We start from the raw sequence: 23,600 nt of genomic DNA on the forward strand, positions 1-23,600 counted from the left end.
TTACCTTTTTTGCCGAAGATCACTACCCTTGGTAATCTGCTCGATGGGTACGTTAAACATTTTGGAAGCTGAGGCTTCGTAAATCTTCCCGTGCGTGGCAAATACGTCCAACCGCCACTGCTCGCCGGCTAACCATGCGATTACCCTAGCTTCAATAGCCGAGAAATCACTTATAATCAGCACGTGGCCTTCCTTGGGAATCAGAGCCGTGCGAATAAGTTGGCTTAGGGTATCAGGAACGGATTTCCATAACATGTGCAGTAGTTCTTCGTCGTTTTCTTTGACAACTTCACGAGCTAATTCAATATGGTCGAGGTGGTTCTGCGGAAGATTCTGGAGCTGAATTCCACGTCCGGCCCAGCGACCAGTCCGGTTGGCCCCATAAAACTGAAAAAGACCACGTACCCGGTTATCGGCCCCAATATAAGCCAGCATAGCTTCATACTTTTTAACCGAACTTTTAGAGGCTTCCTGTCGAATTTGCAGGATTCGACGAACTTCAGCTGCTAGTTCTTTAGAACTAAGCATTTCTGAAACGTCCTCTTTGCGAAGCTTTTCTACTTCCTGACCATTTTCATTAAGCCAAGAAGACAACTGCTTGACACTGTTGGGATTGTCAAGACCTGTAATTGAAATGGCTTCTTGCGTGATTTGAGAAACGTAAGATTCCTGAATTTGAATAGCGTTGGTAGCAAGGTTCACGTCAACCAAAATACCGGTATCGTTGATTTTCTGGTCCAAGCAGTAGAGCCGCTGTTCAAACTCGGTTACGGGAATGTCTATAACTCGATCCCGAATGGCCATTTCAACTACGACGTCCTGACGATTGTATTCAATGTATTGAGCCCATTTTTCCGGATCGTCCGAAGGCATGTTACGGGTACGGCCACCATTCTTTTTAGTAGGTGTACAGGGGACAGAGAAGTATTTGATCAGAGCTTTACCCGCTGTATCTTTTTCCTGATCCAAACCCATGGCTTTAGCAGCCTGTCCCAGTTGCAGGGGGTACCCAGCTCTGGCTGCTCGCACCATTGTACAATCCCACTGCTCAACAGGCAATTCAATGCCTAAATGTTTCGATAGACACAGACGTTCAAAGGCAGCGTTCCAGGCAGTCTTGATATGATTCGGATTAGTTAAGGAAGCAATGAGCCATTTATGCAAAGGCTTACATGTCATATCAATAACCCCTACAGGCCCGCCGTCAATGCTATAAGCCAGCATGAGTATCTGGAAGTCTGGCGAAGCGATGTATGGATACACGCCAGTCTTTAGCAGATTTACGCTGCTGTACGTTTCTATGTCTATCGAAAGGATCATGACTAAGCAATTAAAAGTAGGGCTTGAATCTGATTGTGTACTTCGTTAGCTGGCATGACGGCCAATAGCTCTGCAAGCGATTCCATCATGGTTTGAAGAGGGATGCTGTCAGCCGAATAGGTGAGTTTTCCGGAGGCCGAAACGATGTCAACTTTTTCTTCATCTTCTTCGTCTTTCTTATCCAAACTCTGCTTTAGCTCGGCGTACTGTTCTGCCAGCTTATCGTATTGCTCTCCTCGATTGTGGAGGATTTTAGCCTCGGTCATTGCCGCCTGAAGGGCGACGAATATGTTCCCTTTAGGAAGATCATCTACTGTAAATACAATGCTTGAGTCTGTAGTAGCCAGATCTTCGGGTTTGGTAGTTTTCTTTGCCATGGTAGAAGAAAAAGAGGCGACTCGGTAAGCCGCCTCTTAGCGGTTTAAGGTTAGTTCCACATTTCGTCTTCATCGGATTCTTCAACTTTGAAGTCATCTTCAGGACGTGAGTTACCTCCGAGCGGCTCACCATCTTTAATCTTCTGAAGGTTGTTCAATCCGCAGGCGATACCCTTTTTGCCTTTGACGTGATACGGGTAAAAGTTAATAGAAGCCTTACCGTAGCAGCCGGAATAAAACTCGCTGCGGTCTAAAATGGGCTTAACGTTTATATCAACAATACCTGGTTTGGTAAGTGAGCTGGCGTTAATAAAATAGCAACCAGCATAATTTGGGTCATCAGGACGGTCCTCATCCCCATCACGAAGCGGATAGCCGAACTTAGATTCGATAATCTTACCTTCGAATTTAGATTTCAGACCCTCAGCTTTTGCCTCGTCTACGGCCTTCTCAATAGCTTTGACCGTTGCCTTATCCTTCTTATCAATGATAAGATTAACCGAGTACTTATCTTTACCACCCTCTTCCATTGAAGCTTGTGGTTCCCATACGTGTACGTATGACATACGGACGAGTCCGGTAATAACTTTAGTTCCCATAATTATTTGAGTTTGATCGGTTTTTGCAATTGTTCGGCCCGGGCCCAGGCGAGCACTTTCTTAAGGGCCTCCGTATGGTTTGAAGCCGTTACGGTTCGGGTTCCGGAAAGGATGCCCGCCTTGATGGTGATTTCGTAGACTTTCATGCAAAATCTAGAGCAGCAGAGTTAAACTCAGGTCGTTTATCAGATTCTGGTACCAGCGTAGGTGCCCCAGGCGGTTTCACAATCAGATTACCCAACATGCTGATTCCGTCCTTACCAATAAGCTTCTCAAGCGTACCTAAATTTACTAACGTTTTAGTATATACGTCTTTTTCCTTGAAGCCCATTTTCAGTACTTCCTCAGCAACTTTATCTGAATCATCGTACTTGCGATTGCTTCGCCCCTGAACGACTTTCCATCCCGGAAACTTAATTCCAGAAACAGCTGAGGATAAAGCATAATCGTATACGGCATTGGCCCAACTGGTGAGAAGGTCTACTTGGTTTAAAACCTCAGCAATCTCTTCATTGGATAATAGTCTGCTTGCCTTGAAGTCATACCGAGCCAATCCTTGATTATAATCATTGAGGGCACGGCACTGGGCTTTGACTTTACAGAAGGTACAGTGCTTACCTGGACTAGGGTCTCCTTCTCCAGCAAAAGCTAGTGTAGCCTGTTTCTTCAACTCATTTTCACCCCAGGCAAGAAGCTCATCAGCACTAATTTCAAATATGCTGTAGTTATCTAATCTAGGTTGGAAAATGGTCATTCGAACTCTCTGGATGTCAAAGGCAAAACCAAATACAGCTAATGCACCTAAAGCGTAAATCATCATCTGCTTGTTCTCTTCTGCATCGACCAACACCCCTTTGCCGTATTTGAGATCAATAACATCAAGATAACCTTCTGCAACGATTGTACAGTCACTGGTTCCAAATCCTTCCGGTATGTATTTTGTTAAGTCCAATCGGGTTTCAAGAGCCATAATAGCTTGATCGTCAATCATTACAAGTTCGTTGAAACGCTCGATTACATAATCCCGATAAGCTTCAGCGTGCCGCTGCATTTCAGCGTTATAATAGCTGTTGGTCTTTAAGATATCGATCTCCAGATCCATATACTCCCCTTTGAATTGACGCAAAAGTGCTTCTCCTAGGGCATGAGCAACCGTACCCTCCTTAGCCGCTTCACCGGATTTGTCCGGGTATCCTTCTTCCATTCTGGCACTGGGAGTACAGGCAAACCAGCGGGAAGCGGCTGAGGGAGATAGTAGGGCATGGGCCATTATAGAATAGGCTTAATTTGTTCGTAGAATGCTTTGTAATCTTCTTTTTTGACGCCACTAAGAGCCGTGGCATTGAAATCAGCTAAAACGGCCTGAATCTTAGCTCGTTTCTTATCATTTGTAGCCGCTTGTTTGATTAAGGGCTTCAAGAAATCAAGATCAGTCAAAGGCTCATCTCCACTTTCTTCGTGAGTAAAATCTGACTCGGCTACTGAGGACTCTTCTTCATCTTCTTCGACAGGAGCAGGTTTAACGGCTTTCTCCTGCTTCGGTTTCGGCTGCTTAGGAGCCTTAACGGGCTCATCGTCAGCTGCGGATTTAGCCTGGATAGCGGGTTCAACAGTAGCCCCTGAACCAGAAAAGGCAGTGAGTACTTTTGCGATCTCGGTAAGATCGCCTTCGATGTGAAGGGAAACGTGCATGGTATATGGTAGTTAAAAAGGTTTTCTAGCGTCAGGAGGTAGTTTTAAATACCTCGGATACAATTTGAAAGCAATGGCTCCAGGGATTAGGCACCAGAGCGTTCCGGCCAGGGCCATCAGGCAAAAAGCAATCAGGCAGATAATGAACAGATAATCAATCCAGTCGGTCATCGCTTTCTGCGTTTATACTTTAGGATGGATGGTTCTGATTCCTCCACGGGGCCATTCATGTACTCAATCAGCTTTGACTTGTAGAACCTGAGCCGATTATGCTTTTTGATATGAGGTATCGAAGCGATACGTTTATAAAGGGTCTCTCGGCTAATGCCAAGGATAACCAAGGCCTCAGGAACACCTACCGTCAGCTCAGGTTCGGACGCTTTAGGAGGAGCAACCGGTTGATTGAATAAAAGCAAACCCAGCATACGTTCCAAGTTGTCGAATCGAGCATTGATGATATCAAATGGATTCTCCATTACTTTGAGGTTTGTCGAAGGGCATAATCTACACCCGATACACTGATCCCGAGTTGATTAGCTACTTTGCTCTTCGCTATTTGCTTTGAAGCACCTTGATTTCGTAAAGCCGTATAGGCTTCGAGAATTTGAGAAAACTTAGCTAGCTTCTCTTGCCGAAACGGCGTTAAGAGTTCTACAGGCGTCATATCAGTAATTATTTGCTGTTCAATGAATTATTGCAGAATTCGAGCTGGAGCTCTAAGCCTTTAACCGTATCGGCATAAGCTTGCTGATCTTTCCAAAGAATCCCATTCTGGCAACTCAGAAACTTAACTTCTTCCTGAAGGGCCTTGACGCGCTGACGGTCAAATGCATAGAGTGCAAACAGGGCCATTAGCGTAATGGCAAAGAGTAATAAGTAGTTGTTTTTCATTGATATACGTGTGGTTTTGGCAATACAGGGGAGGGCTACTACATTAGAGTTGCCGTTCAATTGTTCACCCAAATCCCCTGTTAGTGATTATGGATAATCTCGAAGAATTAAAAGTAAAATGGACACAAGAAGTACTTGAGTATTTATACCATAAGTATCCTCAGTATGATTATCTCTTCGAGTTTAGTAATAGGACTTGGGTAGAGGGGGATAAAAGAACAAAGGTTTACTTACCGATTTTGGACGAATTAGTTTTCAAAGGATATATAGACAAAACACCAGGTAATACATACAGAATCAATACGTTAGGCCGTGAAATTATAGACACTGGCGGCTATGAATCTTTTATTCATAGATCTATTACTGAGGCCGAGGAAAAACGGCAACTTGAGCGAGATACAGCTAATGCTACTATCCGTAGTGCTGATGCGGCTGACCGAAGTGCGAAATTTACTTTGTATTCAGTACTCGCTGCTTTAGCTTCTGTAGCCTTTTCAATTTACACTTTCGTTTATTCAGCTAATCAAGAATTTGACCCCAAACCTCTTTACAAAGAGATTAATAACCTCAGAGATTCTTTAAAGACGACAAACCAACAATTAGACAGCCTAAAACTACGGAAGCCCCAAGCAACAACATTGCGTAATCAATGGCCTCCCAAGGTTTATTTAAAGATTGCCAAGTAGCTTGTGAATTTTTTTCTGAATTCAAATCATCTATGTAATCTTTAACTATTGCATCAACCATCGCTTGGTCCAGCTTGGATAGTAGCCACCCGTGATCGTGAACAGCGTTAATTGATTTTAGACTCAAAATCAGGTAGCGAAGTACTAATACCTCATTCACGGCTAATGGCCTTACCTGATCTTTCTTACGTAGCTTAAGGATGTATATCCGAATCAGCCAGGTAATGGGTATGTGGATCAATCTGATCATAGTCATAAGAGGAAAGTAGTTACTGTTCAAATATTTACTCAAATCCCCTGTTAGAGATTATGGAAAAACAGACACCTATTTTAAAAGATAAAGTACTTCAGTTTTTAATCGAAAGTGCTAATTGGGAAGGTACTATTGAAATCAAATCAGAGGATATACCTACTGACTTGGGTGTAACCAGGGCTTCCCTTGATCGAATTCTGACAAGCTTTGAGAAACAAGGTTTTATTTCGGATTTTCACACGCATTCTGCAACTCGAGACATCTTCAGTATTACCTACATATTGAATCAAGAAGCTATTGACTTTATGGAGCAAGGAGGTTTTACTTTCCAGTCACATATTGTTTCGATGAATCTTGAAAAATTAAAGGCAGAAATCGAACAGTTGAAAACGGATTCGCCTGTCAGAGCTGAAAGGATGACAACTATAGTAAATAACATATTGTCGTCTCTTCAAATCCTTAAATTCTTTGAGTAACATTTATTACATCTGGCTTGTCACTAGAATAACTAGATATTTCGTCAGGATCATGTAGTTCTAGTTTAAGGATGAATTCAGTATCCTCAGGTGTTGTGTCTATTAAAACCTTAACAGCTTTCCCGGCACTTTTGAGTTCTTTAGCAAAATCGCCCAGTGAAGCAACTGCCATTTTTAATCCTGGAGAACTCTCACTCAAGGGTAGTGTTTTCATTGCCTGACTATTCTAAAACCAATCATTCACTTTTTCCGCGGATCTCCCAGGACTCGAACCTGGATGGCTGTTAGCAAACTCCTAGAGGTTAACCGTCCCGCATAGACACTTCTCAGCGGTTAGAAATATTTTCTATGCCGCTTGATAACCTTTTCCCCTTTAAAGCATTTGTTAAAGACTACTTTTACAATATCTTTAAAGAGTTAGGACATGACAAACTTACATCAAATGATGTATATGTACAAATCAATTGATGTATTTATTTAAATTTTTTTACTCCAAATTGAAATGCAACCTGATAATCAGTCTATTAAATCTGATAAAGCCGCCAAACTTAAAGATATCAGAACTAAAAAAGGTTTAAGTCAGAAGGAAATGGCTCAAAGGCTAGGATTTACTCAGCAAAATATAGCTGGGATGGAATCTCGAAAAAGACCCATTGGCCCGAGTGTAGAATACAAGATACTCAAAGAGTTAAACATTAATAAGCAGTGGTGGGAAACGGGCGAAGGCGAAATGTATAACGAATTCGATGAAGCGGAACCCATCAACACTATTGAGGACTCTGAGAACCCAAACATTTTTACAACAAACAACGGAATTGAATTCAAAGAATTAGGTGACGGTAGATTACAAATGACCATGCCCTTGGTTGATCAGAGTGCATCAGCGGGATACATGGAAAGCTGGGCTGACCCTACCTATATTGATGAATTACCAAAGCACACCATTATAAGAGAGAAACGCCATCGTGGCTTCTATCGAGCTTTCAGAGTAAAGGGAGATAGTATGGACAACGGCCTAAAGGATGCTATCTGCAACGGCGATATAGTCGCGGGCCGTAAAATCGAAAAGCAATATTGGACTAGTAAACTACACATTGACACCTATGAGGTATTTGTAATAGTACATCAGACTCAAGGCATAGCTATTAAATCGATTTTAGATCACGATGTTAAGAATGGGAAGATCACATGCCGATCTAAAAATCCTGATCGACAAGCCTACCCAGATTTCACCTTGGACCTAAATGATGTGATGGAGATTTATAACGTGGTTTCCATTGAACGAAAATTGTAGATAATTTTAACCAACCCACTTAATGAAACATCTTTTACTTTTTGCTTTCATCGGTTTATCTCTTACTTCGTGTAAGAAGGAGTTAGAAAAGTTAAATACAACTCCGAATGAAGATATTGACGGAGTAATATACGTTGGCGGAATATCTGAATTACCTAGTACATATAAGATAGAACTTGGAACATATCGGAGTGGAGTAGATACTACGGAAAGCCCTATCAATCATGAATGGTCAGCATCAGCATTAGTAGATGAAGGTGATGATGCCACTTTTGAATGGACTCTTAATGATTCGAAGCCTGTAAATTATATAGGAACAACTACTAAAGAGTGGTTATCTAGACAAAATAAATGGCGTATAGTTAGTACAGTATTTATCTACAATTACATATTCGATAATATTACTAATTTCAAACTTACATCAAGGGTAAAATTTAAAAAATCAGAGACCCAAAAAGTCCAGTCGACTGATTTTGAAGTGATTAAAAAAGATATAAGAAATGATTATTTGAGATTTGATTTTGGTATGACAAAAGACCAAGTTAAGTCAATAGCCAAAAAAGAATATAAAACAGATTATTATCTAGAAACATTACCAAACGTAGGTATTGTTAATAAAGCTCATATGTTTCAACCTAATGATTCGTTTACTTATTTCGAATTTGAAAATAATAAGTTAAAAGCTATAACTGTGTATCAAACTAATATACAACATTACGGTGGGTTTTATGGGTCTATTCTATGGTATTATTATCCTTTCAAATATCCAGATACAAAAATTACTTTTGATCAGGCCAAACAGAGATATGTTTTAAGTAACTCCGTAACGTGGAATAATGCTTTCTTGAAATTCACACTTCAAGAAAAAGAATTTCAAGTTAGCTCTACAGAAAAGAGAACATATATCGGATTGATTCACGAAAAATTATAATATCATTAGGGCTAACTTACCAAATCTACAAAAAAAATGACAGAGAGCAAAGCTACAGTTGTATCAAGCATACTAGCAGGTATTTTTTCGTTGCTTTCTATAATCCTGACATTTTATTTAACCAAATCTGAAAAGGCCAACGATGAGCTGAAAAATACAACTGATACTTACAAAGAAACTAACGAGAAATTGCTTTCATCTAACCAAAAGCTTCGTGAAATCAATAATCAACTCAAAACAAAAATAGATGAACTTATTTATGAAATAGAAAGAAGAAATACACTACTCAATGACAAAAATAGTGTGCCTAGTCAAAAAGTAAATGAAGAAAGAAGTTCTCTGTATACAGTACAAGCCAGAAATTATACAATTGAACCTGTTGGAGATTTATCTGGTAGTTATTCCGAACAGACTGTAAGTTTCAAATTTAGAATAAAAAGTAATAAAGATTACAGTATAAGTTTGCAATTACAAAGATTGGGATTGGTAGGTGATGATTATAATAATTATGATGCTGTCTATGCAGCAATAGCAAATTCTGTACCAGTCACTTCGGTAAGATCTTCCGAGCGAATTCGTTTATATGATAATGTGCCTTTCTTAGGAGAAATAAAATTTTATGTTGATAAAAAAATTAGATATGCCAAACTAATTAATATTGAAATTGATGGAGAAGTAATTAAATATGAAGGAAAAAATTTTCCTATAAAATGGTATTAAAGACAGAATGGAGTTAATATAGCCCATCTCGATTATCTCACTGCTCAGTACCTGGGCATTCAAGACCTCTTGGCCGCTTTTGCGCTGGACCATAGTGAGATACTCATCCTACTGGCCTATGAGTTAAACCGCAAGTAGAATGAGATTGTCAATGAGATGAGCCAGGAGCAATAGGGGGATTATTATGAATAGTAATTGTGCTGATAAGCAAAAACTGAAAAATAACTCATTAAAATATACTTAGGAATGAGGATTATACTGATTTTATTATTCGTATTTATCCCTAATATTACTTTCGCTCAGATAGAAGAGTTAATTGAAAATTCATATTATACGGATAGCATATCTACATTTTATGATTCCAAAAATAGAGAAAGTAGTGATATTCATTTTCTGAATAGGAAATTTTTAAAACATTATAGCATAGGATTCTTGCCTGATAGTGTTGGAGTGATAATAATCTATACTCGATTCGATAAAGGATTTACAATGAAGTATTTCCGCATAAAACAACTAGATATTCGATGCTATTCACCTGAATCTATCAAAATTGATAATATTTCTGTAAATCAAAATGCGATATTTAATTTAGAAGCAAATGGATTTTATGTACATCATTCAAGATTCATGAATAATGTTCAAATTGCCAAATCCAAAATAAAAAATTTAGAAATTAATGTTTCTACTTTCAATAATCGATTCTTTTATTCTGGGAATACTTTTAGATTCCTCATAGTAGATAGAAATAAATTTGTGAATAATTCTTTTTTTTTCGATGCAGTTCTTGGGAATGCTTTCTTTTTGGTAAATAATGATTTTAATAGTGATTTAAGAATTGCTAATTGTCAATTACCTGAAACCTTTTATTTTAGAAGTAATAGATTTAAATCTGACGTATATAAAATTGATCTTACGAAAAATAAATTAGATTCAATAAGACATAGTAATTTAAATAGTTATGAAAAATGTAAGATTTTTCTAGATCCGCTAAACGCCAGTAATGTAATTGTTGATAGTAAAAGTTTTATTATAGGAGAAGATAGTACTTATTCTTACGAAGATATGTTGACAGTTTATGAGAAAGTACTTAGAACTTGTCGAGATCTAGGTATGGATGAAAGCGTGGAAGAATTTGACACCCAGTACCAAATATTCAAAATTAGGCACAAGTATGGTATTTTCGATGATTCTATAGTTTGGTTTCAGGACTATTGGTGGGGTTACGGTTATAAGCGAAGTAATATTTTGCAAAACATCATATACGCTTTTATAGCTTCACTGGTAATTTTCTTCATTGGCTATAAGAAAGTATTTCGAGCCTACTCTCCAAACTCAGATCATGATCCCGAAACAGTTATAAAAGAATGTGCGGATAGTGCCCTTGAAAGATTCAAGGTGGTGTTCTTCTATACTGCAATGGTATTCTTTAGTTGGAAAGTTGAACACGCCAGGGTCGACTATCGCAGATACCCGTGGATAGCATTGATGATATACACTATCTATGTAATAGGATTGATACATCTAGCCTATCTGGCTGCTTTCGTGTTAGCCAAGTGATTGATTTAATTAGTTGCTGAATGATATGGATTATTTATAATTAACCTATTATAGTTACGAACGATCATATTGGAAAGATAGAAATTACTAAGAACGGAATTGAAATATCATATATCCGGTATTTAGAGGATTGTGCAATAGGTTTTGTTTTAGTATTATATTTGATATATCAATATTTAAGATTGAGTTTCACTTCCCCTTACTACCATTTTGTAAGCTCAGAAGATAAAATTTTTATTATTTTTTTACTATTCATCGCATTAAAATATGAGATTTATTGATTTGTTTGCTGGGTTAGGAGGGTTTCATAAAGCCTTGTCTGATTTAGGGCATGAGTGTGTATACGCAAGTGAAATAAATCTGAATTTACAAAAAATATACTTCCGAAACTGGGATATTGTACCACATGGCGATATACGAAAAATTGTTAATGATAGTATAGATCAGATACCAGAACATGATATTTTATGTGCAGGATTCCCTTGCCAGCCTTTTTCAAAAGCTGGTAAACAGGAAGGAAAAGAAGATAAAGAGAGAGGGACGCTTTTCGATGAAATTATCAAAATATTGAACTTCCGTAAACCTTCTTATTTTATTCTTGAAAATGTAGCCTACTTGGCAAAACATAAAAATGAAGAGACATGGGTTGAAATGAAGATACAATTAGAAAACGAAGGGTATCAAGTTGATCATAAAGTGTACTCGCCACACCAGCTAGGTATTCCTCAACATAGAGAACGAATTTTTATAGTCGGTAGTAGATTAGGCTTGGATAATTTTAAATGGTTTGATGATTTTAACACAAATGTAGGGGTTGAAAATTTTATTGAAGATAATCCTGAAGATAGTCGAATTGTCCCTTATGAGGAATTCGAATGTTTAAAAATATGGCAGAATTTGATTGATGCTCTTCCTTTAAGCAGCAAGTTAATTTCTCCACTTTGGGGTATGGAATTTGGTGCTGACTACCCGTTTGAAGAGTTCTCGCCCGCAAAACTTAGAAGTGATGAATTAGGGGAATATAAAGGAAATTTTGGCATAAGTTTGGAAGGGTTATCCAAAGAAGATCAATTGAAAAATCTTCCGAGTTATTCAAGAGATGTAAAGGATTTTCCTAGCTGGAAAAAAACATATATACGAAAGAGTCGTGATTTTTATAAAGACAACAAGAATTATATTGAGGATCATGTAAAAGAATTATCAAAATATAATTCTCAAAGTTGGCAAAAATTAGAGTGGAATGTAGGGGAATATTCTGAACGTAATATTTTTAAAAATATTATACAATTTAGAGCTTCAGGATTAAGAGTTAAAAAACCTGATTTTTTCCCTTCCTTAGTATGTACTCACACTCAAGTGCCAATCATTGGTTGGCAAAATAGATATATAACTCGCAGAGAAGGAGCACGGCTACAAGCCTTAGATGGAATTATTTTACCCGATAATGACGCCGCATGTTTTAGAGCTTTAGGTAATGCTGTAAATGCTCACATAGTGAAAAGGATCGCCGAAGACTTAATACCATTCGAGCATCATGTTATGAATAATAATTTGCAGTTAACTGAATGCTAATAATAAATAAATATGATGAATGACAAAATCGATATAAAGCCTGGTGTTGCTATGCTAGGTATCTTAAAACATATTGAATATGATCATTGGTACGCAATAGCTGAATTTGTTGATAATTCAATAGATAGTTTTATTAAGAATGAAAAGCGAATTAAGGAAAGAGAAGGAGAGGACTTTAAATTTGTAGTTTCTATTGAAATAAATATCAATGATAGTATAATTAGAATTAAAGATAATGCAGCGGGCATAGATGAAGCTAACTATCAAAGAGCCTTTAAACCTGCTGAAAGACCACCAGATGCTTCTGGTTTGTCAGAGTTTGGTATGGGTATGAAGTCAGCAGCATGCTGGTATTCCGATCAGTGGTCAGTTAAAACTAGTGCTTTGGGAGAAACAACTGAAAAAACTGTAGTTTTTGATATGGGAAAAATTTTCCATGATAAAATAGAAGAACTAGAAGTTTTAACCCAAAAAGTTCCAGCAGATAATCACTATACTATAATAGAATTAACTGAAGTTAATAGAATGCCTGTATCCCAAACTATTAAAAAAATAAAAAACCATTTAGCTAGTATTTATAGAGAATTTATACGCAAGGAAATCATAATTCTAAAATTTAATAAAGAAGTACTTACATATACCGAACCTATTTTATTAACTGCTCCCAAACACAATGATATAAACGGAAAATCTATGTTATGGCGAAAGGATATAGATTTTGATATTGATAAAAACTTAAGAGTTCATGGGTTTGTAGGTATATTGAAAAAAGGTTCAACTACTGAAGCAGGTTTTGCTTTATTTCGAAGAGGTAGAGTTATTCTAGGTAGTTATGACCAAACTTTTAGACCTGTTAATATATTCAAAAACCCTAATAGCTTTAGATATCAACGAATAATAGGTGAGTTACACTTGGACGGTTTTGAGGTCAGCTTTAGTAAACGAGGTTTCCAAGCTGATGAGAATATGCAAATATTTCTAGAATTGCTTGAAAATGATATACAAAACTTTTTAGAACAAGCAGATAACTTTAGAGCTAAGGCAACTGAATCTGAAATTAGGCAGACTGCAGAATATGTTTTAAAATCTACAATTGGGGAAATAAGTAGGAATGCTAAAGATGTTATTGGTAATATAAGAAACTTGCCAAAAGTTACAGAAACTGTTTCTGAATTAGTATACACTGATAAGTCTAATAATAGGACTTTAATAGTAGACTTCAATGATTCAAGTTGGGAAATCAATATTGAACTTTCTTATGATCCTTCAATTGTAAATTTCTACGAAGTTGGAGATCATCTTATAAGTCCTGATACAGAAAGGAATAACAAAATTAGAAGAGTTGGAATTAGACTTTCACTTGCTCATCCATTCATGCAGCAATTTATAGGTATAGATAAATCTAGGCTAGAGCCTATGCTTAGAGTCGTTGCAGCTTTGGGTTTATCTGAAACTATCGCAAGGAGTGTCAATGCTACCAATCAAGGTGAAATAAGAAGAAACTTTAATCAATTAATTAAAAGATTATTAACACCTCAATCGTAAGTTATTATGGAGAATGAATTTATTTCACCTGATTTTCAAAAATGGGAACCCTTAAGTCATGAAGTTGAAGTATTAGGATTGCTAAATGCTAAGAATAAAAATGGCAACTTGATGGCAGATTCTAATACTCCAACACTTGTTGGTGAGCAGATTATCACAGAAACCTTCAATATACTATCTCTATGCGGGCAGCCTTCGCAAACTAAGTTCAGTGAGACTGGTTTAGTTATTGGATACGTTCAAAGTGGTAAGACTCTTTCTTTTACAGCTCTTACCGCTATGGCTAGAGATAATGAATATCAACTTATTATAGTCATCGCAGGTATTTCTAAAAACTTGATTCAACAAACTACAGATCGCCTTAAAGCAGACTTAAAAATACCAAGCGATGAAAGGAAGTGGATACTAATAGAAAACCCTAAAAATGAAGATGATTTTGATAGGATCAACTCTGGTCTTAAGCAATGGAATGATCACAAATTCCCTCGTAAGGATTGTCAGACGGTTCTGGTAACTGTTATGAAAAATGCTAGTCATCTTAAAAATCTTGGTTCAATCTTACAAAGGTTAGATTTAACTAGTACAGCAACTATAATTATAGATGATGAAGGAGACCAAGCTAGCTTAAATACAAATTCTGCTACCGCTGCACGTGAGGGAGTTGAAATTATCGGGGCGCAACCTAGTACTATATATAAGTGTATTACCGATATAAGATCGCTTCTACCTCATCATACATTTCTTCAGTATACTGCAACACCTCAGGCCCCTCTTTTTATTAATATTCTTGATAGGTTATCACCTAACTTTATAAAAATGCTTACCCCAGGGTCTGATTACACTGGAGGTAAAACGTATTTCGTTGATAATCCTGAACTTATTGAAATAATCCCTGCTAGTGATATAGTTAGTGATGAAAATGAATTAACTTCAATACCAGAATCTTTATTAAAAGCCTTAAGGATATTTTTTATAGGTGTAGCTGATGGGTTTAGTAGACACCTAGATCGTGGTAATAATAGAACTATGATGATTCATCCTTCTCGGACAACTGGTGAGCAGCGTGAGTATACAAATTGGGTTAATGATACAATTAATAGTTGGATAAGAATTTTAGACGACAATGGCACTTCTGATCAAGAAGAATTTCTCCAAGATTTTGGTAGAATTCATCGTGAGATGAGTAATATTGTTAATGACTTGACACCATTTGATGATTTAGTTTCCGGTAATTTTATTGATAGAGCAATTAGATATACTGCTAGAATTGAAGTTAATGCTAGCTCTGGTAAAACGCCAAATATACATTGGTCTGATAGGTATTCTTTTATTCTAATTGGTGGACAAGCACTTGATCGTGGATTTACTGTTGAAGGCTTAACAGTTACTTATATGCCTAGAAATTTAGGTACAGGTAATGTTGATACAATTTTACAAAGAGCTCGTTTTTTTGGTTATAAGAGATCTTATCTTAAATATTGTAGATTGTTTCTACCAGAGGATGTTGTCAACGCGTATCGTCAAATTGTTGTTCATGAAGAAGATGTTCGTAGCAGGTTGACTGAGCATAATATAAATGATAAACATTTAGACAGATGGGGACGTGAATCAGTATTGAGTTTGATGCTTAATTTAACACGTCGAAATGTTCTCTATAATGACGTTATCAGACAAATTTTTAGATCTGGAAAATGGTTTGATATCAAATGGCCGCACGATACTGATACGCTCATATCTCATAATTATCAAACTCTAATTAGATTTTTAAGAGAAAGAGAACAAGATTTTGTAATTGATGATGGAGATAGTAGACGTACACAAGACCAAAAAAACCTTATAATGCGAATTCCAGTAAAAGAAGTACTTGAATTATTACTTAATCATTTGAAATTTACTAATGCGTCAGATTCAGCAAAATATACAATAATAAGAAGTCTACTAACAAATCAATCCGAAATTCAAGATAATTTAAATTGTAATTTATATTTGATGTCTACTACGTCAATTAATGATTGGAATCCTAGTATTCGGAGCTTTGATGTAAAAAGAGGAATTAGGGAGCTTTTCCAAGGTAGAAATGAGGCTACAGGTTATCCAGGGGCTCGAGAAATTGCTAAACCAGATGATATAAACATTCAAATTCATCTTCTCAACCTTAGAAGTAGAAGTATCAATTATGATAATGTGCCTACTTTAGCCATTCAATTACCAAGCAGCATGCAAGTGGATCTTGTACAACAACCAACTAATCATATTTAGTTTTAATAATTATATAAGCCTCTCTACGCTGGAGAGGTTTTCTTTTATAATAAAGATTTCAAAATTTCCTTTGACTCTTCATTGCCAAAGCTACCAAAGTAGTTCTGTGTGGTTTTTAGATCAGAGTGTCCTAGGCTATCCTGAATGAATACCAGATTGGCTCCAGACTTCAAAAGGATTGTTGCAAAGGAGTGTCTAGCCTCATAGGTACGTACTTTATCAGCAATACCCAGCGTAGCAGCAATAAGGCCTACGTGCTTATTTGTTACTTTAATAATTTGCTTGATGACATCCTTCTTTCGGCGTTCCGTCATCATATCATCCAGAAAAGGGAATATATAGCTATCAGGAGAGCCTTTTAAGTTACCCCAGCGATTCAGTATTTCAAGACTTTCCGAAAAGAGGTTGGCCACGATCTTTTGTTGATTACCCTTTTTATTACGTGCAGTCTTCCGGCGGATAAATTGAATCGTTGAGCGTTTGACATCAATATCTCTGCACCGGAGCGAGCAGATATCAGCCAGATTCATTCCATTACTTAAATAGGAGAGTACCCATAAATCCCGGCTACGCTGCTGGAAGGGCTCATTATCTTCACACTCAAACTTTACGATCTTTAAGACGTCTTCTTTGCTAAGTGCCTTTTTAACGTTAACTGCTGCCGGCACGGTGTAGCCCTTTTTGCCAAAAGGATAAAGGTCACTCGAAACGCGTTTGTCCTGAATGGCTGAGTTGAACATGGTCCTCAGCTGACGAACGTAAATACCAATGGTTGATATGGAAGCAGGTTCACTTCTGCCTCCGGCCTTCTTGGGTGCTTTACCCTCCTTTAGCATCCAGGCTTCGTACATCTCCAGAAATAGGGGAGTAATGTGTTTAAACTCCAACAGAGGCAAAGCTCCAACTTTGACATCCTTATTATAGAGAGCCTTTAACTGCTCCTTGCCAAGACTAGCCAGGAAACGTTCGATGGAAGTTGCGGTATTCCGGCGTAGATCCGCATTACCTACCTGGTCATTCTTATCTAAAAGAGCTGCGGACCTCACTAGGGCTTCAATTACTCCAGCCGCCGGCTCCTCGTCCTTTTTCTCGGAGTAGAACAAGTGTTTGAATTCTGGAAACGAGAACTCTTCCAAATTATCAATGATCTGTTGAGCTTTATCCAGAAAAGGCTTGATGAGTTGATACGTCTTTTTAATATCCTCTGAGGTCCTCCGGTTTTCGGACTCGTGGTATTTAACCAGCTTATCAAAGTCAGTATCTGATATAATCAGGGGATGCTTTAGAGGCAAAGAATAACGGCGGCGATCCCTTTGAAAGGATACTCGGATTTTAACTGAAACCAGCTTCGGATCGTCGGTTTTGTCGTAGGAGATTTTATAAGAGGCTTGATTCGTATTCATTTTTGTGGGCGAGTCAAAAATTGGGCAACTCGCCCACAAACTCGCCCACAATTTAAGAATATTAATACTTTTAAATACTGATAGATACTGATTTGTTTACTTTGTCAATGTCGTAATTGACTGGTTATCAGTATTGTTTTAACTATTTGTTCCGAGCGATACTGATACATACTAATAGATACTAAGTCAAGCCGTACGCCTTCTAAGCAGTAGGTTGCAGGTTCGAGTCCTGCTGGGATCACGCTGAAAATCAAAGGCTTACGAATTAATTCGTAAGCCTTTTTTTGTTGCTGCTCACCTACATTATATACGTTGTCCTTTTAACATATAGAAATAAAAAATACAAAGGCTCGAAAAATTAAATGTATTTACCAATGGAAATTGAGTAAACGGTACTATATCTAAACATAAGACCCTGATAAATGTATCAGGGTCTTGTAAAGCCTTCCTAATTTTCCAGATTACCAGGCTTTATCAATGCTCGGTCATAGCTCAGGAAAAGATCGCGGATCAAAGTTTTTCGGATTTCTCCTGAGCTATCTTTCTCTCTTGTCGTTCAATTTCTAAAAGCTGCTTTACTAGGCTGGCATTTTCCTCGTACAGCTTCGCTTTTTCTTCAAGTGTCTTAATGTAATTGTCTTTATATTCAATGTTCTTTTCAGTAATATTTCCGTTGATTGTGTTTTGATTTTCGCCTGTTAATAAAAACTCAACTGTTACGCCAAATATCTTAGCCATCTTTAACGCCAAGTCTGCGTTCATGGTCTGCATTTCCACTGACTTATTTGATTTATACTGGAAGGGTATACGTCTAAAAGCTTAACTAGAGCCGATTGAGAAAGATTTTTGCACTCACTCACTGAACGCTCTTGATTGAGCTTGGGGCAATCTTTTCTAATCAAGAGCTAATGGGAATGGCAAGTAAGTTCCTTCGCTTCGCTCTGGATGACAGGTTGAAGGCAGAACAACTCCCATAATTATCTTCTCGGAAGGGACCTGATTAGAAGTTATTAATTCTTGTACTAGAGACCTCAGTACTATTCTGACAATGAGATAATTAAAAAGTATAACTAATAAATATTCTAATTTATTTATCCCTAACCCTTGACAAATGCATTTATCCTGCCTATTTTTGCATCCCGTTTGAGCGAATAAGCTTTCGTCAAACAAAGAAAGGCCTCCTTAGCTCAGCTGGTAGAGCAACTGACTTGTAATCAGTAGGTCATTGGTTCGATCCCGATAGGGGGCTCTTAGTTAACAAAAGGTTACGAAGTCATTCGTAACCTTTTGTTTTATACTTTTCTTATCCATTTATTTACTTAGAGCTTAAAATAAGGTATTCAATGGGTCTTTTGCTTTCGACAAGTGTCAGACCTAATTTTTGAAGTCCTTCCAGTAAGCTTTGCTGTTTGTCTTCCAGGCGTAGTTCCAGATTCAAATCATATTGGTTAAAGTAGTCGGTCTCATCCCATACGGGACGTCTGAGTGTTATTTCAGTATAATTTGGTAAAACTTCGACGGGAACTCCGGTGGATTGGAGTCCTCTGCCCCTATAACTCATAGAGTACGGTTTATTTGAAGAAGGAAGAGCAGTTTTATCTTTGCGTCTGACTAGCAGATAAACGGATACGGTATTTAGTTGCAATTCAGCATGGATTGGTAATCTTTCATTATCAGTCAGATAAATCCGGTACCATATAGCTAGAAACTGATTACTACTAAGCTATTCTACACATTTGGAACGGAGAGGCTTCCTTTGGAATAGTAAATTCCAAACCATTCGATTTGGAATATTATTTTGTAGTTTATTGATATTTTAAAAATTTATTCTTCAGAAAGGATATAATACAATAATTGTGTACTATAAAAAGAACCTTTAGTAATTTAAGTACTTCGCATTAGGGATTCTGTATTTTATGCTGCAATGGTGATTTATTTGCGAGTTCTTTCATACAAAATGTCCCTGATTACCATGTGTTTGAGAAAAGTCTATATCCCTCTGTTTTTATTACCCTTTGCGTCTTCAGTACTGGCTCAGAAGCAATTGCCAGAGAAAACGTCTATGCAGATTGACCGCCCCTGGAGTGCTGCTTATGATATACGTTCGGACATTGCTATGCTTTATACCATGGATAGTACCTTTAACTACCGGGCACAGTCCTGGCGGGAGAAGGGCTATAATCTGCAATTCATGACGGGAGTATCCTGGGGTAATTATCAGGACTATTTCCACGGAACATTCGACGGTAAAACTCACGAAGACGATGTACAGACGGATCGCGAGGGGAAACCCATTTTACACGGTGTGGATGTGCCTTATATCGTACCTACCGAGTCTTATATCAGTTACCTGAAAGCTCAGGTCAAAAAAGCGATTGACCAGGGCGTCTCGGCTTTGTATCTGGAAGAACCTGAATTTTGGGCTCAGGGTGGGTATAGCCCTTCTTTCAAGAAGGAATGGCAGGCGTATTACCAAACGCCTTGGCAGGCCCAGCATGAATCACCCGAGGCGACGTATCTGTCTTCCAAACTGAAATATCATCTGTATTACCGGGCTCTTCAGCAAGTGTTCCTCTACGCGAAAGAATACAGCGAGAGCAAAGGCACGCGTATCAAATGTTACGTACCCACGCATTCGCTGCTGAATTATTCGGCTTGGCAAATTGTGAGTCCCGAGGCGAGTCTGGCGAGTTTGCCGGGAATGGATGGCTATATCGCTCAGGTCTGGACGGGCACGTCGCGGGTGCCAAACTATTTTAATGGTGTCAAAAAGGAGCGGGTTTTTGAGAATGCTTTTCTGGAATACAGCTCCGTATTATCCATGACGGCACCGACGAAGAAAACGGTATATTTCCTGACCGACCCCATCGAAGATGGCACCCGTAGTTGGGAAGATTACAAGCGGAATTACGAAGCGACTTTTACGGCTGAATTAATGTTCCCCAGTGTGGATCATTTTGAGGTCATGCCCTGGCCACACCGGATTTACCTAGGAAAGTATCAGGTGGGAGATAACCCCGAGCCGCAGTCCATTTCTCCGGCTTATGCCACGCAAATGCAGGTGATGATTAACTCGCTCAATGATATGCCTGCTTCGACGAATAAAGTAACGGGTAGTCAGGGGGTCTCGGTGTTGTTGGGTAACTCCATGATGTTCCAGCGATTTCCGACGCATCAGGGGTATGAAGATCCACAGCTATCGAATTTTTACGGCATGGCTTTACCGCTCTTTAAACGTGGCATTCCGGTTGATCTGGTACACATGGAAAACCTGAGTTACCCTGAAGCTTTGCAAGGCACGAAAGTACTCATTATGTCATACGCCAACATGAAACCTTTTGCGGCAAGTGTGCACGAAAAGCTGGCGGAGTGGGTAAAAGGGGGAGGCGTACTGGTATATTATGGACGGGATACGGATGCCTTTCAACACGTGCGGGAATGGTGGAATACGGGTGATAACCAGTATAAAACACCCCTCGAACACCTGTTAAAACTCATGGATGTACCCGTAACGACGAATGACGCTTCGTATACTTATGGTAAAGGGAAAGTTTTTATAACCAAAACGGACCCGAAGGAGCTGGCCATGCAGCCGGGGCGGGATGAGGCTTTTATCCAGCAGATTCAGCAAGCCTACGAAGGCGATGCAAAGGCGGGAACGCTGAGGTTTAAAAACTCCTATCAGCTTGACCGGGGGTCGTATACGCTGGCGGCGGTGATGGATGAGCATCCGGATAAAACGCCCTTAACCATTCCTGGGCCAGTGATTGACTTATACGATCCAAGTTTGCCAGTGCTGGCTTCTAAAGTAGTTCAGCCCGATCAGCAGGCTTTTGTGTATCGATTGAAGGGAATTTCGAAAAAGCCTCAGGTATTAGCGGCGGCTTCCCGAGTGTATGATTTTAAAGTAGGTTCGAAATATATCAGTTTCCTGACAAAAAGCCCTTCGCAAACGAATAACGTCATGCGGATAAGTCTGCCGAAAAAACCGCAGACGATTACGGTTCTGCATCAGAAGAAGGCCTTACCTTTTGAACAAAACTGGGACGAAGCAACGCATACGCTGTTATTAAAATTCGAGAATTTTTCGGAAGGGGTAATGGTAGAAATTAAATATTAACGTTTAGAGGGGCTTGCTTTCTAAAGCAAGCCCCTCTCGTTGATGAGATTTAGCGAAACGTTCTTAATAACTGTTGTAAAAAGATGTTTTGCCAAAGCGGCGTTTTACTTGAGCCTAACTAACGTCGGAGGATGGACAGGAGAAAGTCCCCATTTCTCCCTTCATCGCTACAAAATCCACTTTTCGTCTCTACTATACTTCTTATTGAAGAGGATTGTTAGTATTTTTAGCTCATCACCTCTATAAAATTCTTCTTCCCTCATGAAGCACATTTTCCTGGGTTTACTGGCTGCTCTGCAATTAGCTACGGTGGCTCATGCTCAAAATTCTCAGCGTCCGGCGGCGACTCCTACCGAAAAATCCGCTCCGAAAGACGATAAATCTTCTGCTCAAAGCCTGAGCCTGAATCTGGATTCTCAGGTGGTCACGAAGGGAGAAGTTACCATCAAAGGACATAAAGTGCCTTATAAAGCCACCGTTGGAACCATCCCGGTTTGGGACGAAGAAGGCAAACCCGCCGCAGGCGTTTTCTTTACTTATTTTGAACGCTCCGACGTTACGGATCGCTCGTCGCGGCCACTGATGATTTCCTTTAATGGGGGCCCCGGCACAGCTTCGGTCTGGATGATGATCGGGTATACCGGCCCTCGGATATTGAAAGTAGATGATGAGGGTTACCCCGTGCAGCCTTACGGCATGAAGGACAATCCTAATTCCATTCTGGATGTAGCTGATATTGTGTACGTCGATCCGGTTAATACGGGTTTCTCGCGTCCCGCCAACAAAGATGTCCCTGCGGCGAAGATGTTTTTTTGGGGTGAATGCCGATGTGAAGTATCTGGCTGACTGGATTAATACCTTCGTAAGTCGCTACAATCGCTGGGCATCGCCGAAGTATCTCATTGGCGAAAGTTATGGCACCACTCGTGTGTCTGGACTTGCTTTGGAGTTACAAAGTCGTCACTGGATGTATTTGAATGGCGTTATTCTGGTATCGCCTACGGATCTGGGTATCAAACGCGAAGGCCCTACGGAAGGAGCTTTGACTTTACCCTACATGGCCGCAACGGCCTGGTATCATAAAGCTCTGGCAGCAGATTTGCAGAAAAAAGATCTGACAGAAGTGTTACCTGAGGTAGAAAGCTTCACCATCAATGAATACCTTCCCGCATTGGCCATGGGAGGCTCAATTTCTGAACAGAAAAAGAAGGAAATTGCTACGAAAGTAGCCCGTTATTCCGGTTTATCCGAGAAAGCAGTGTTGCAGCAGAATCTGGATATTCCAACCAATTATTTCTGGAAAGAATTACTGCGGGATAAAGGCTATACCGTAGGCCGTCTGGATTCACGTTACCTGGGCATCGATGTAAAAGATGCTGGAACCAGCCCTGATTATAATGCCGAACTGACTTCGTGGTTGCATTCCTTTACTCCGGCCATTAACCAGTACCTCCGCGAAGAACTCAATTATAAGACTGATTTGAAGTATTATATGTTCGGCCCAACGTTTCCATGGGATCGCACAAACGATCATACCGGCGAAAACCTACGTGCGGCGATGGCTCAGAATCCGTATTTGCACCTGCTGGTTCAATCGGGTTATTACGACGGAGCCTGCGATTATTTCAACGCTAAGTATAACATGTGGCAAATCAACGCCAACGGCAAGCTGAAAGACCGGATGAGTTGGGAAGGGTATCGCAGTGGCCACATGATGTACCTGCGGAAAGAAGACCTCGCTACCAGTAACGAGCATTTACGCGAATTCATTAAGAAAAGCACTCCAAAAGCTGGACAGCCTGCGAAGTATTAATACCCGTTAGCAATAGAAAGAGGCCACCGGAATTTTTCTGGTGGCCTCTTTCTATAATATAACCCTCCGTAGAAAGGGAAGTAAAGTACCTT

24 protein-coding genes, 1 tRNA gene and 1 pseudogene are annotated in these 23,600 nt (G+C 39.1%); 12 read left to right on the forward strand and 14 right to left on the reverse strand.

The window, feature by feature from the left end; all coding sequences use genetic code 11:
• The 10 genes from QE390_RS15220 to QE390_RS15265 are packed head-to-tail and all read right to left on the reverse strand — an operon-like array spanning position 1 to position 4,879.
• Entirely contained in the window at positions 1-1,320 is a 1,320-nt protein-coding gene (locus QE390_RS15220) for a DNA polymerase (RefSeq protein ID WP_307142765.1), read from the reverse strand.
• 2 nt (positions 1,321-1,322) lie between these two features.
• Positions 1,323-1,697, reverse strand: coding sequence for a hypothetical protein (locus tag QE390_RS15225; protein ID WP_307142766.1), 375 nt, complete (start codon positions 1,695-1,697; stop codon positions 1,323-1,325).
• 50 nt (positions 1,698-1,747) lie between these two features.
• Entirely contained in the window at positions 1,748-2,296 is a 549-nt protein-coding gene (locus QE390_RS15230) for a DUF2815 family protein (protein ID WP_307142767.1), read from the reverse strand.
• Positions 2,297-2,298: 2 nt separating this feature from the next.
• Positions 2,299-2,442 (reverse strand): hypothetical protein, encoded by a 144-nt coding sequence (locus tag QE390_RS15235; RefSeq protein WP_307142768.1) that lies wholly within the window; start codon positions 2,440-2,442, stop codon positions 2,299-2,301.
• The gene (locus tag QE390_RS15240) at positions 2,439-3,566 is read right to left on the reverse strand and encodes a DUF2800 domain-containing protein (RefSeq protein ID WP_307142769.1); all 1,128 of its coding nucleotides are present in this window, start codon (positions 3,564-3,566) and stop codon (positions 2,439-2,441) included. The genes QE390_RS15235 and QE390_RS15240 overlap by 4 nt, the downstream gene beginning before the upstream one ends.
• Positions 3,566-3,988, reverse strand: coding sequence for a hypothetical protein (locus QE390_RS15245; RefSeq protein WP_307142770.1), 423 nt, complete (start codon positions 3,986-3,988; stop codon positions 3,566-3,568). Before QE390_RS15245 ends, QE390_RS15240 begins: the two co-directional genes overlap by 1 nt.
• 12 nt (positions 3,989-4,000) lie before the next feature.
• Positions 4,001-4,159 (reverse strand): hypothetical protein, encoded by a 159-nt coding sequence (locus tag QE390_RS15250; RefSeq protein ID WP_307142771.1) that lies wholly within the window; start codon positions 4,157-4,159, stop codon positions 4,001-4,003.
• Positions 4,156-4,464 carry a helix-turn-helix domain-containing protein gene (locus QE390_RS15255; protein WP_307142772.1) on the reverse strand — a complete coding sequence of 103 codons (309 nt, stop codon included), beginning with the start codon at positions 4,462-4,464 and terminating at the stop codon, positions 4,156-4,158. The genes QE390_RS15250 and QE390_RS15255 overlap by 4 nt, the downstream gene beginning before the upstream one ends.
• Complete coding sequence (locus QE390_RS15260) at positions 4,464-4,652, reverse strand: hypothetical protein (RefSeq protein WP_307142773.1); 189 nt, start codon at positions 4,650-4,652, stop codon at positions 4,464-4,466. Before QE390_RS15260 ends, QE390_RS15255 begins: the two co-directional genes overlap by 1 nt.
• A gap of 8 nt (positions 4,653-4,660) precedes the next feature.
• Complete coding sequence (locus QE390_RS15265) at positions 4,661-4,879, reverse strand: hypothetical protein (protein ID WP_307142774.1); 219 nt, start codon at positions 4,877-4,879, stop codon at positions 4,661-4,663.
• An 89-nt stretch (positions 4,880-4,968) separates the two neighbouring features.
• On the opposite strand from QE390_RS15265, the gene QE390_RS15270 reads away from it, so the two are divergent.
• Both QE390_RS15270 and QE390_RS15275 read left to right on the forward strand, forming a co-directional pair.
• Positions 4,969-5,565 carry a hypothetical protein gene (locus tag QE390_RS15270; protein ID WP_307142775.1) on the forward strand — a complete coding sequence of 199 codons (597 nt, stop codon included), beginning with the start codon at positions 4,969-4,971 and terminating at the stop codon, positions 5,563-5,565.
• Positions 5,566-5,874: 309 nt separating this feature from the next.
• Positions 5,875-6,294 (forward strand): hypothetical protein, encoded by a 420-nt coding sequence (locus tag QE390_RS15275; RefSeq protein ID WP_307142776.1) that lies wholly within the window; start codon positions 5,875-5,877, stop codon positions 6,292-6,294.
• Here QE390_RS15275 and QE390_RS15280 read toward each other — a convergent pair.
• A complete protein-coding gene (locus tag QE390_RS15280) occupies positions 6,278-6,508 on the reverse strand; it encodes a hypothetical protein (RefSeq protein ID WP_307142777.1) in 231 nt (76 codons plus the stop codon). The genes QE390_RS15275 and QE390_RS15280 overlap by 17 nt on opposite strands.
• 288 nt (positions 6,509-6,796) lie before the next feature.
• On the opposite strand from QE390_RS15280, the gene QE390_RS15285 reads away from it, so the two are divergent.
• The 7 genes from QE390_RS15285 (at position 6,797) to QE390_RS15315 (ending at position 16,172) form a co-directional block, all read left to right on the forward strand.
• Positions 6,797-7,588, forward strand: a complete 792-nt coding sequence (locus QE390_RS15285) for a helix-turn-helix domain-containing protein (protein WP_307142778.1) — start codon at positions 6,797-6,799, stop codon at positions 7,586-7,588.
• Positions 7,589-7,610: 22 nt separating this feature from the next.
• On the forward strand, positions 7,611-8,519 hold the full coding sequence (locus QE390_RS15290) for a hypothetical protein (RefSeq protein ID WP_307142779.1): 909 nt from the start codon (positions 7,611-7,613) through the stop codon (positions 8,517-8,519).
• A gap of 36 nt (positions 8,520-8,555) precedes the next feature.
• The gene (locus QE390_RS15295; protein ID WP_307142780.1) at positions 8,556-9,239 is read left to right on the forward strand and encodes a hypothetical protein; all 684 of its coding nucleotides are present in this window, start codon (positions 8,556-8,558) and stop codon (positions 9,237-9,239) included.
• 246 nt (positions 9,240-9,485) lie between these two features.
• The gene (locus QE390_RS15300) at positions 9,486-10,796 is read left to right on the forward strand and encodes a hypothetical protein (RefSeq protein ID WP_307142781.1); all 1,311 of its coding nucleotides are present in this window, start codon (positions 9,486-9,488) and stop codon (positions 10,794-10,796) included.
• 267 nt (positions 10,797-11,063) lie between these two features.
• Entirely contained in the window at positions 11,064-12,368 is a 1,305-nt protein-coding gene (locus QE390_RS15305) for a DNA cytosine methyltransferase (RefSeq protein WP_307142782.1), read from the forward strand.
• A 12-nt stretch (positions 12,369-12,380) separates the two neighbouring features.
• Positions 12,381-13,913 (forward strand): ATP-binding protein, encoded by a 1,533-nt coding sequence (locus tag QE390_RS15310; protein ID WP_307142783.1) that lies wholly within the window; start codon positions 12,381-12,383, stop codon positions 13,911-13,913.
• A gap of 6 nt (positions 13,914-13,919) precedes the next feature.
• Complete coding sequence (locus QE390_RS15315; protein WP_307142784.1) at positions 13,920-16,172, forward strand: Z1 domain-containing protein; 2,253 nt, start codon at positions 13,920-13,922, stop codon at positions 16,170-16,172.
• A gap of 44 nt (positions 16,173-16,216) precedes the next feature.
• Here the strand turns inward: QE390_RS15315 and QE390_RS15320 are convergent, their stop codons facing one another.
• Both QE390_RS15320 and QE390_RS15325 read right to left on the reverse strand, forming a co-directional pair.
• Positions 16,217-17,575, reverse strand: coding sequence for a tyrosine-type recombinase/integrase (locus QE390_RS15320; RefSeq protein WP_307142785.1), 1,359 nt, complete (start codon positions 17,573-17,575; stop codon positions 16,217-16,219).
• A 510-nt stretch (positions 17,576-18,085) separates the two neighbouring features.
• Positions 18,086-18,337 (reverse strand): hypothetical protein, encoded by a 252-nt coding sequence (locus tag QE390_RS15325; protein ID WP_307142786.1) that lies wholly within the window; start codon positions 18,335-18,337, stop codon positions 18,086-18,088.
• A gap of 414 nt (positions 18,338-18,751) precedes the next feature.
• On the opposite strand from QE390_RS15325, the gene QE390_RS15330 reads away from it, so the two are divergent.
• Positions 18,752-18,824: transfer RNA gene (locus tag QE390_RS15330), tRNA-Thr, on the forward strand.
• Positions 18,825-18,890: 66 nt separating this feature from the next.
• Here the strand turns inward: QE390_RS15330 and QE390_RS15335 are convergent.
• A complete protein-coding gene (locus QE390_RS15335) occupies positions 18,891-19,274 on the reverse strand; it encodes a DUF3738 domain-containing protein (protein ID WP_307143553.1) in 384 nt (127 codons plus the stop codon).
• 273 nt (positions 19,275-19,547) lie between these two features.
• Between QE390_RS15335 and QE390_RS15340 the strand changes: the two genes are divergently transcribed.
• Positions 19,548-21,695, forward strand: coding sequence for a hypothetical protein (locus tag QE390_RS15340; protein WP_307142787.1), 2,148 nt, complete (start codon positions 19,548-19,550; stop codon positions 21,693-21,695).
• Positions 21,696-21,956: 261 nt separating this feature from the next.
• Positions 21,957-23,508: pseudogene (locus QE390_RS15345) on the forward strand (S10 family peptidase).
• Positions 23,509-23,600 lie beyond the last annotated feature (92 nt).

The organism is Siphonobacter sp. SORGH_AS_1065 (genome assembly GCF_030818595.1).
In the GTDB taxonomy this organism is placed as follows: Bacteria; Bacteroidota; Bacteroidia; order Cytophagales; family Spirosomataceae; genus Siphonobacter.

Bases quoted from the DNA above. Each gene is read 5' to 3' on its own strand.
- QE390_RS15220 (WP_307142765.1), bottom strand. From the start codon at position 1,320: ATGATCCTTTCGATAGACATAGAAACGTACAGCAGCGTAAATCTGCTA.
- QE390_RS15225 (WP_307142766.1), bottom strand. From the start codon at position 1,697: ATGGCAAAGAAAACTACCAAACCCGAAGATCTGGCTACTACAGACTCA.
- QE390_RS15230 (WP_307142767.1), bottom strand. From the start codon at position 2,296: ATGGGAACTAAAGTTATTACCGGACTCGTCCGTATGTCATACGTACAC.
- QE390_RS15235 (WP_307142768.1), bottom strand. From the start codon at position 2,442: ATGAAAGTCTACGAAATCACCATCAAGGCGGGCATCCTTTCCGGAACC.
- QE390_RS15240 (WP_307142769.1), bottom strand. From the start codon at position 3,566: ATGGCCCATGCCCTACTATCTCCCTCAGCCGCTTCCCGCTGGTTTGCC.
- QE390_RS15245 (WP_307142770.1), bottom strand. From the start codon at position 3,988: ATGCACGTTTCCCTTCACATCGAAGGCGATCTTACCGAGATCGCAAAA.
- QE390_RS15250 (WP_307142771.1), bottom strand. From the start codon at position 4,159: ATGACCGACTGGATTGATTATCTGTTCATTATCTGCCTGATTGCTTTT.
- QE390_RS15255 (WP_307142772.1), bottom strand. From the start codon at position 4,464: ATGGAGAATCCATTTGATATCATCAATGCTCGATTCGACAACTTGGAA.
- QE390_RS15260 (WP_307142773.1), bottom strand. From the start codon at position 4,652: ATGACGCCTGTAGAACTCTTAACGCCGTTTCGGCAAGAGAAGCTAGCT.
- QE390_RS15265 (WP_307142774.1), bottom strand. From the start codon at position 4,879: ATGAAAAACAACTACTTATTACTCTTTGCCATTACGCTAATGGCCCTG.
- QE390_RS15270 (WP_307142775.1), top strand. From the start codon at position 4,969: ATGGATAATCTCGAAGAATTAAAAGTAAAATGGACACAAGAAGTACTT.
- QE390_RS15275 (WP_307142776.1), top strand. From the start codon at position 5,875: ATGGAAAAACAGACACCTATTTTAAAAGATAAAGTACTTCAGTTTTTA.
- QE390_RS15280 (WP_307142777.1), bottom strand. From the start codon at position 6,508: ATGAAAACACTACCCTTGAGTGAGAGTTCTCCAGGATTAAAAATGGCA.
- QE390_RS15285 (WP_307142778.1), top strand. From the start codon at position 6,797: ATGCAACCTGATAATCAGTCTATTAAATCTGATAAAGCCGCCAAACTT.
- QE390_RS15290 (WP_307142779.1), top strand. From the start codon at position 7,611: ATGAAACATCTTTTACTTTTTGCTTTCATCGGTTTATCTCTTACTTCG.
- QE390_RS15295 (WP_307142780.1), top strand. From the start codon at position 8,556: ATGACAGAGAGCAAAGCTACAGTTGTATCAAGCATACTAGCAGGTATT.
- QE390_RS15300 (WP_307142781.1), top strand. From the start codon at position 9,486: ATGAGGATTATACTGATTTTATTATTCGTATTTATCCCTAATATTACT.
- QE390_RS15305 (WP_307142782.1), top strand. From the start codon at position 11,064: ATGAGATTTATTGATTTGTTTGCTGGGTTAGGAGGGTTTCATAAAGCC.
- QE390_RS15310 (WP_307142783.1), top strand. From the start codon at position 12,381: ATGATGAATGACAAAATCGATATAAAGCCTGGTGTTGCTATGCTAGGT.
- QE390_RS15315 (WP_307142784.1), top strand. From the start codon at position 13,920: ATGGAGAATGAATTTATTTCACCTGATTTTCAAAAATGGGAACCCTTA.
- QE390_RS15320 (WP_307142785.1), bottom strand. From the start codon at position 17,575: ATGAATACGAATCAAGCCTCTTATAAAATCTCCTACGACAAAACCGAC.
- QE390_RS15325 (WP_307142786.1), bottom strand. From the start codon at position 18,337: ATGAACGCAGACTTGGCGTTAAAGATGGCTAAGATATTTGGCGTAACA.
- QE390_RS15340 (WP_307142787.1), top strand. From the start codon at position 19,548: ATGTGTTTGAGAAAAGTCTATATCCCTCTGTTTTTATTACCCTTTGCG.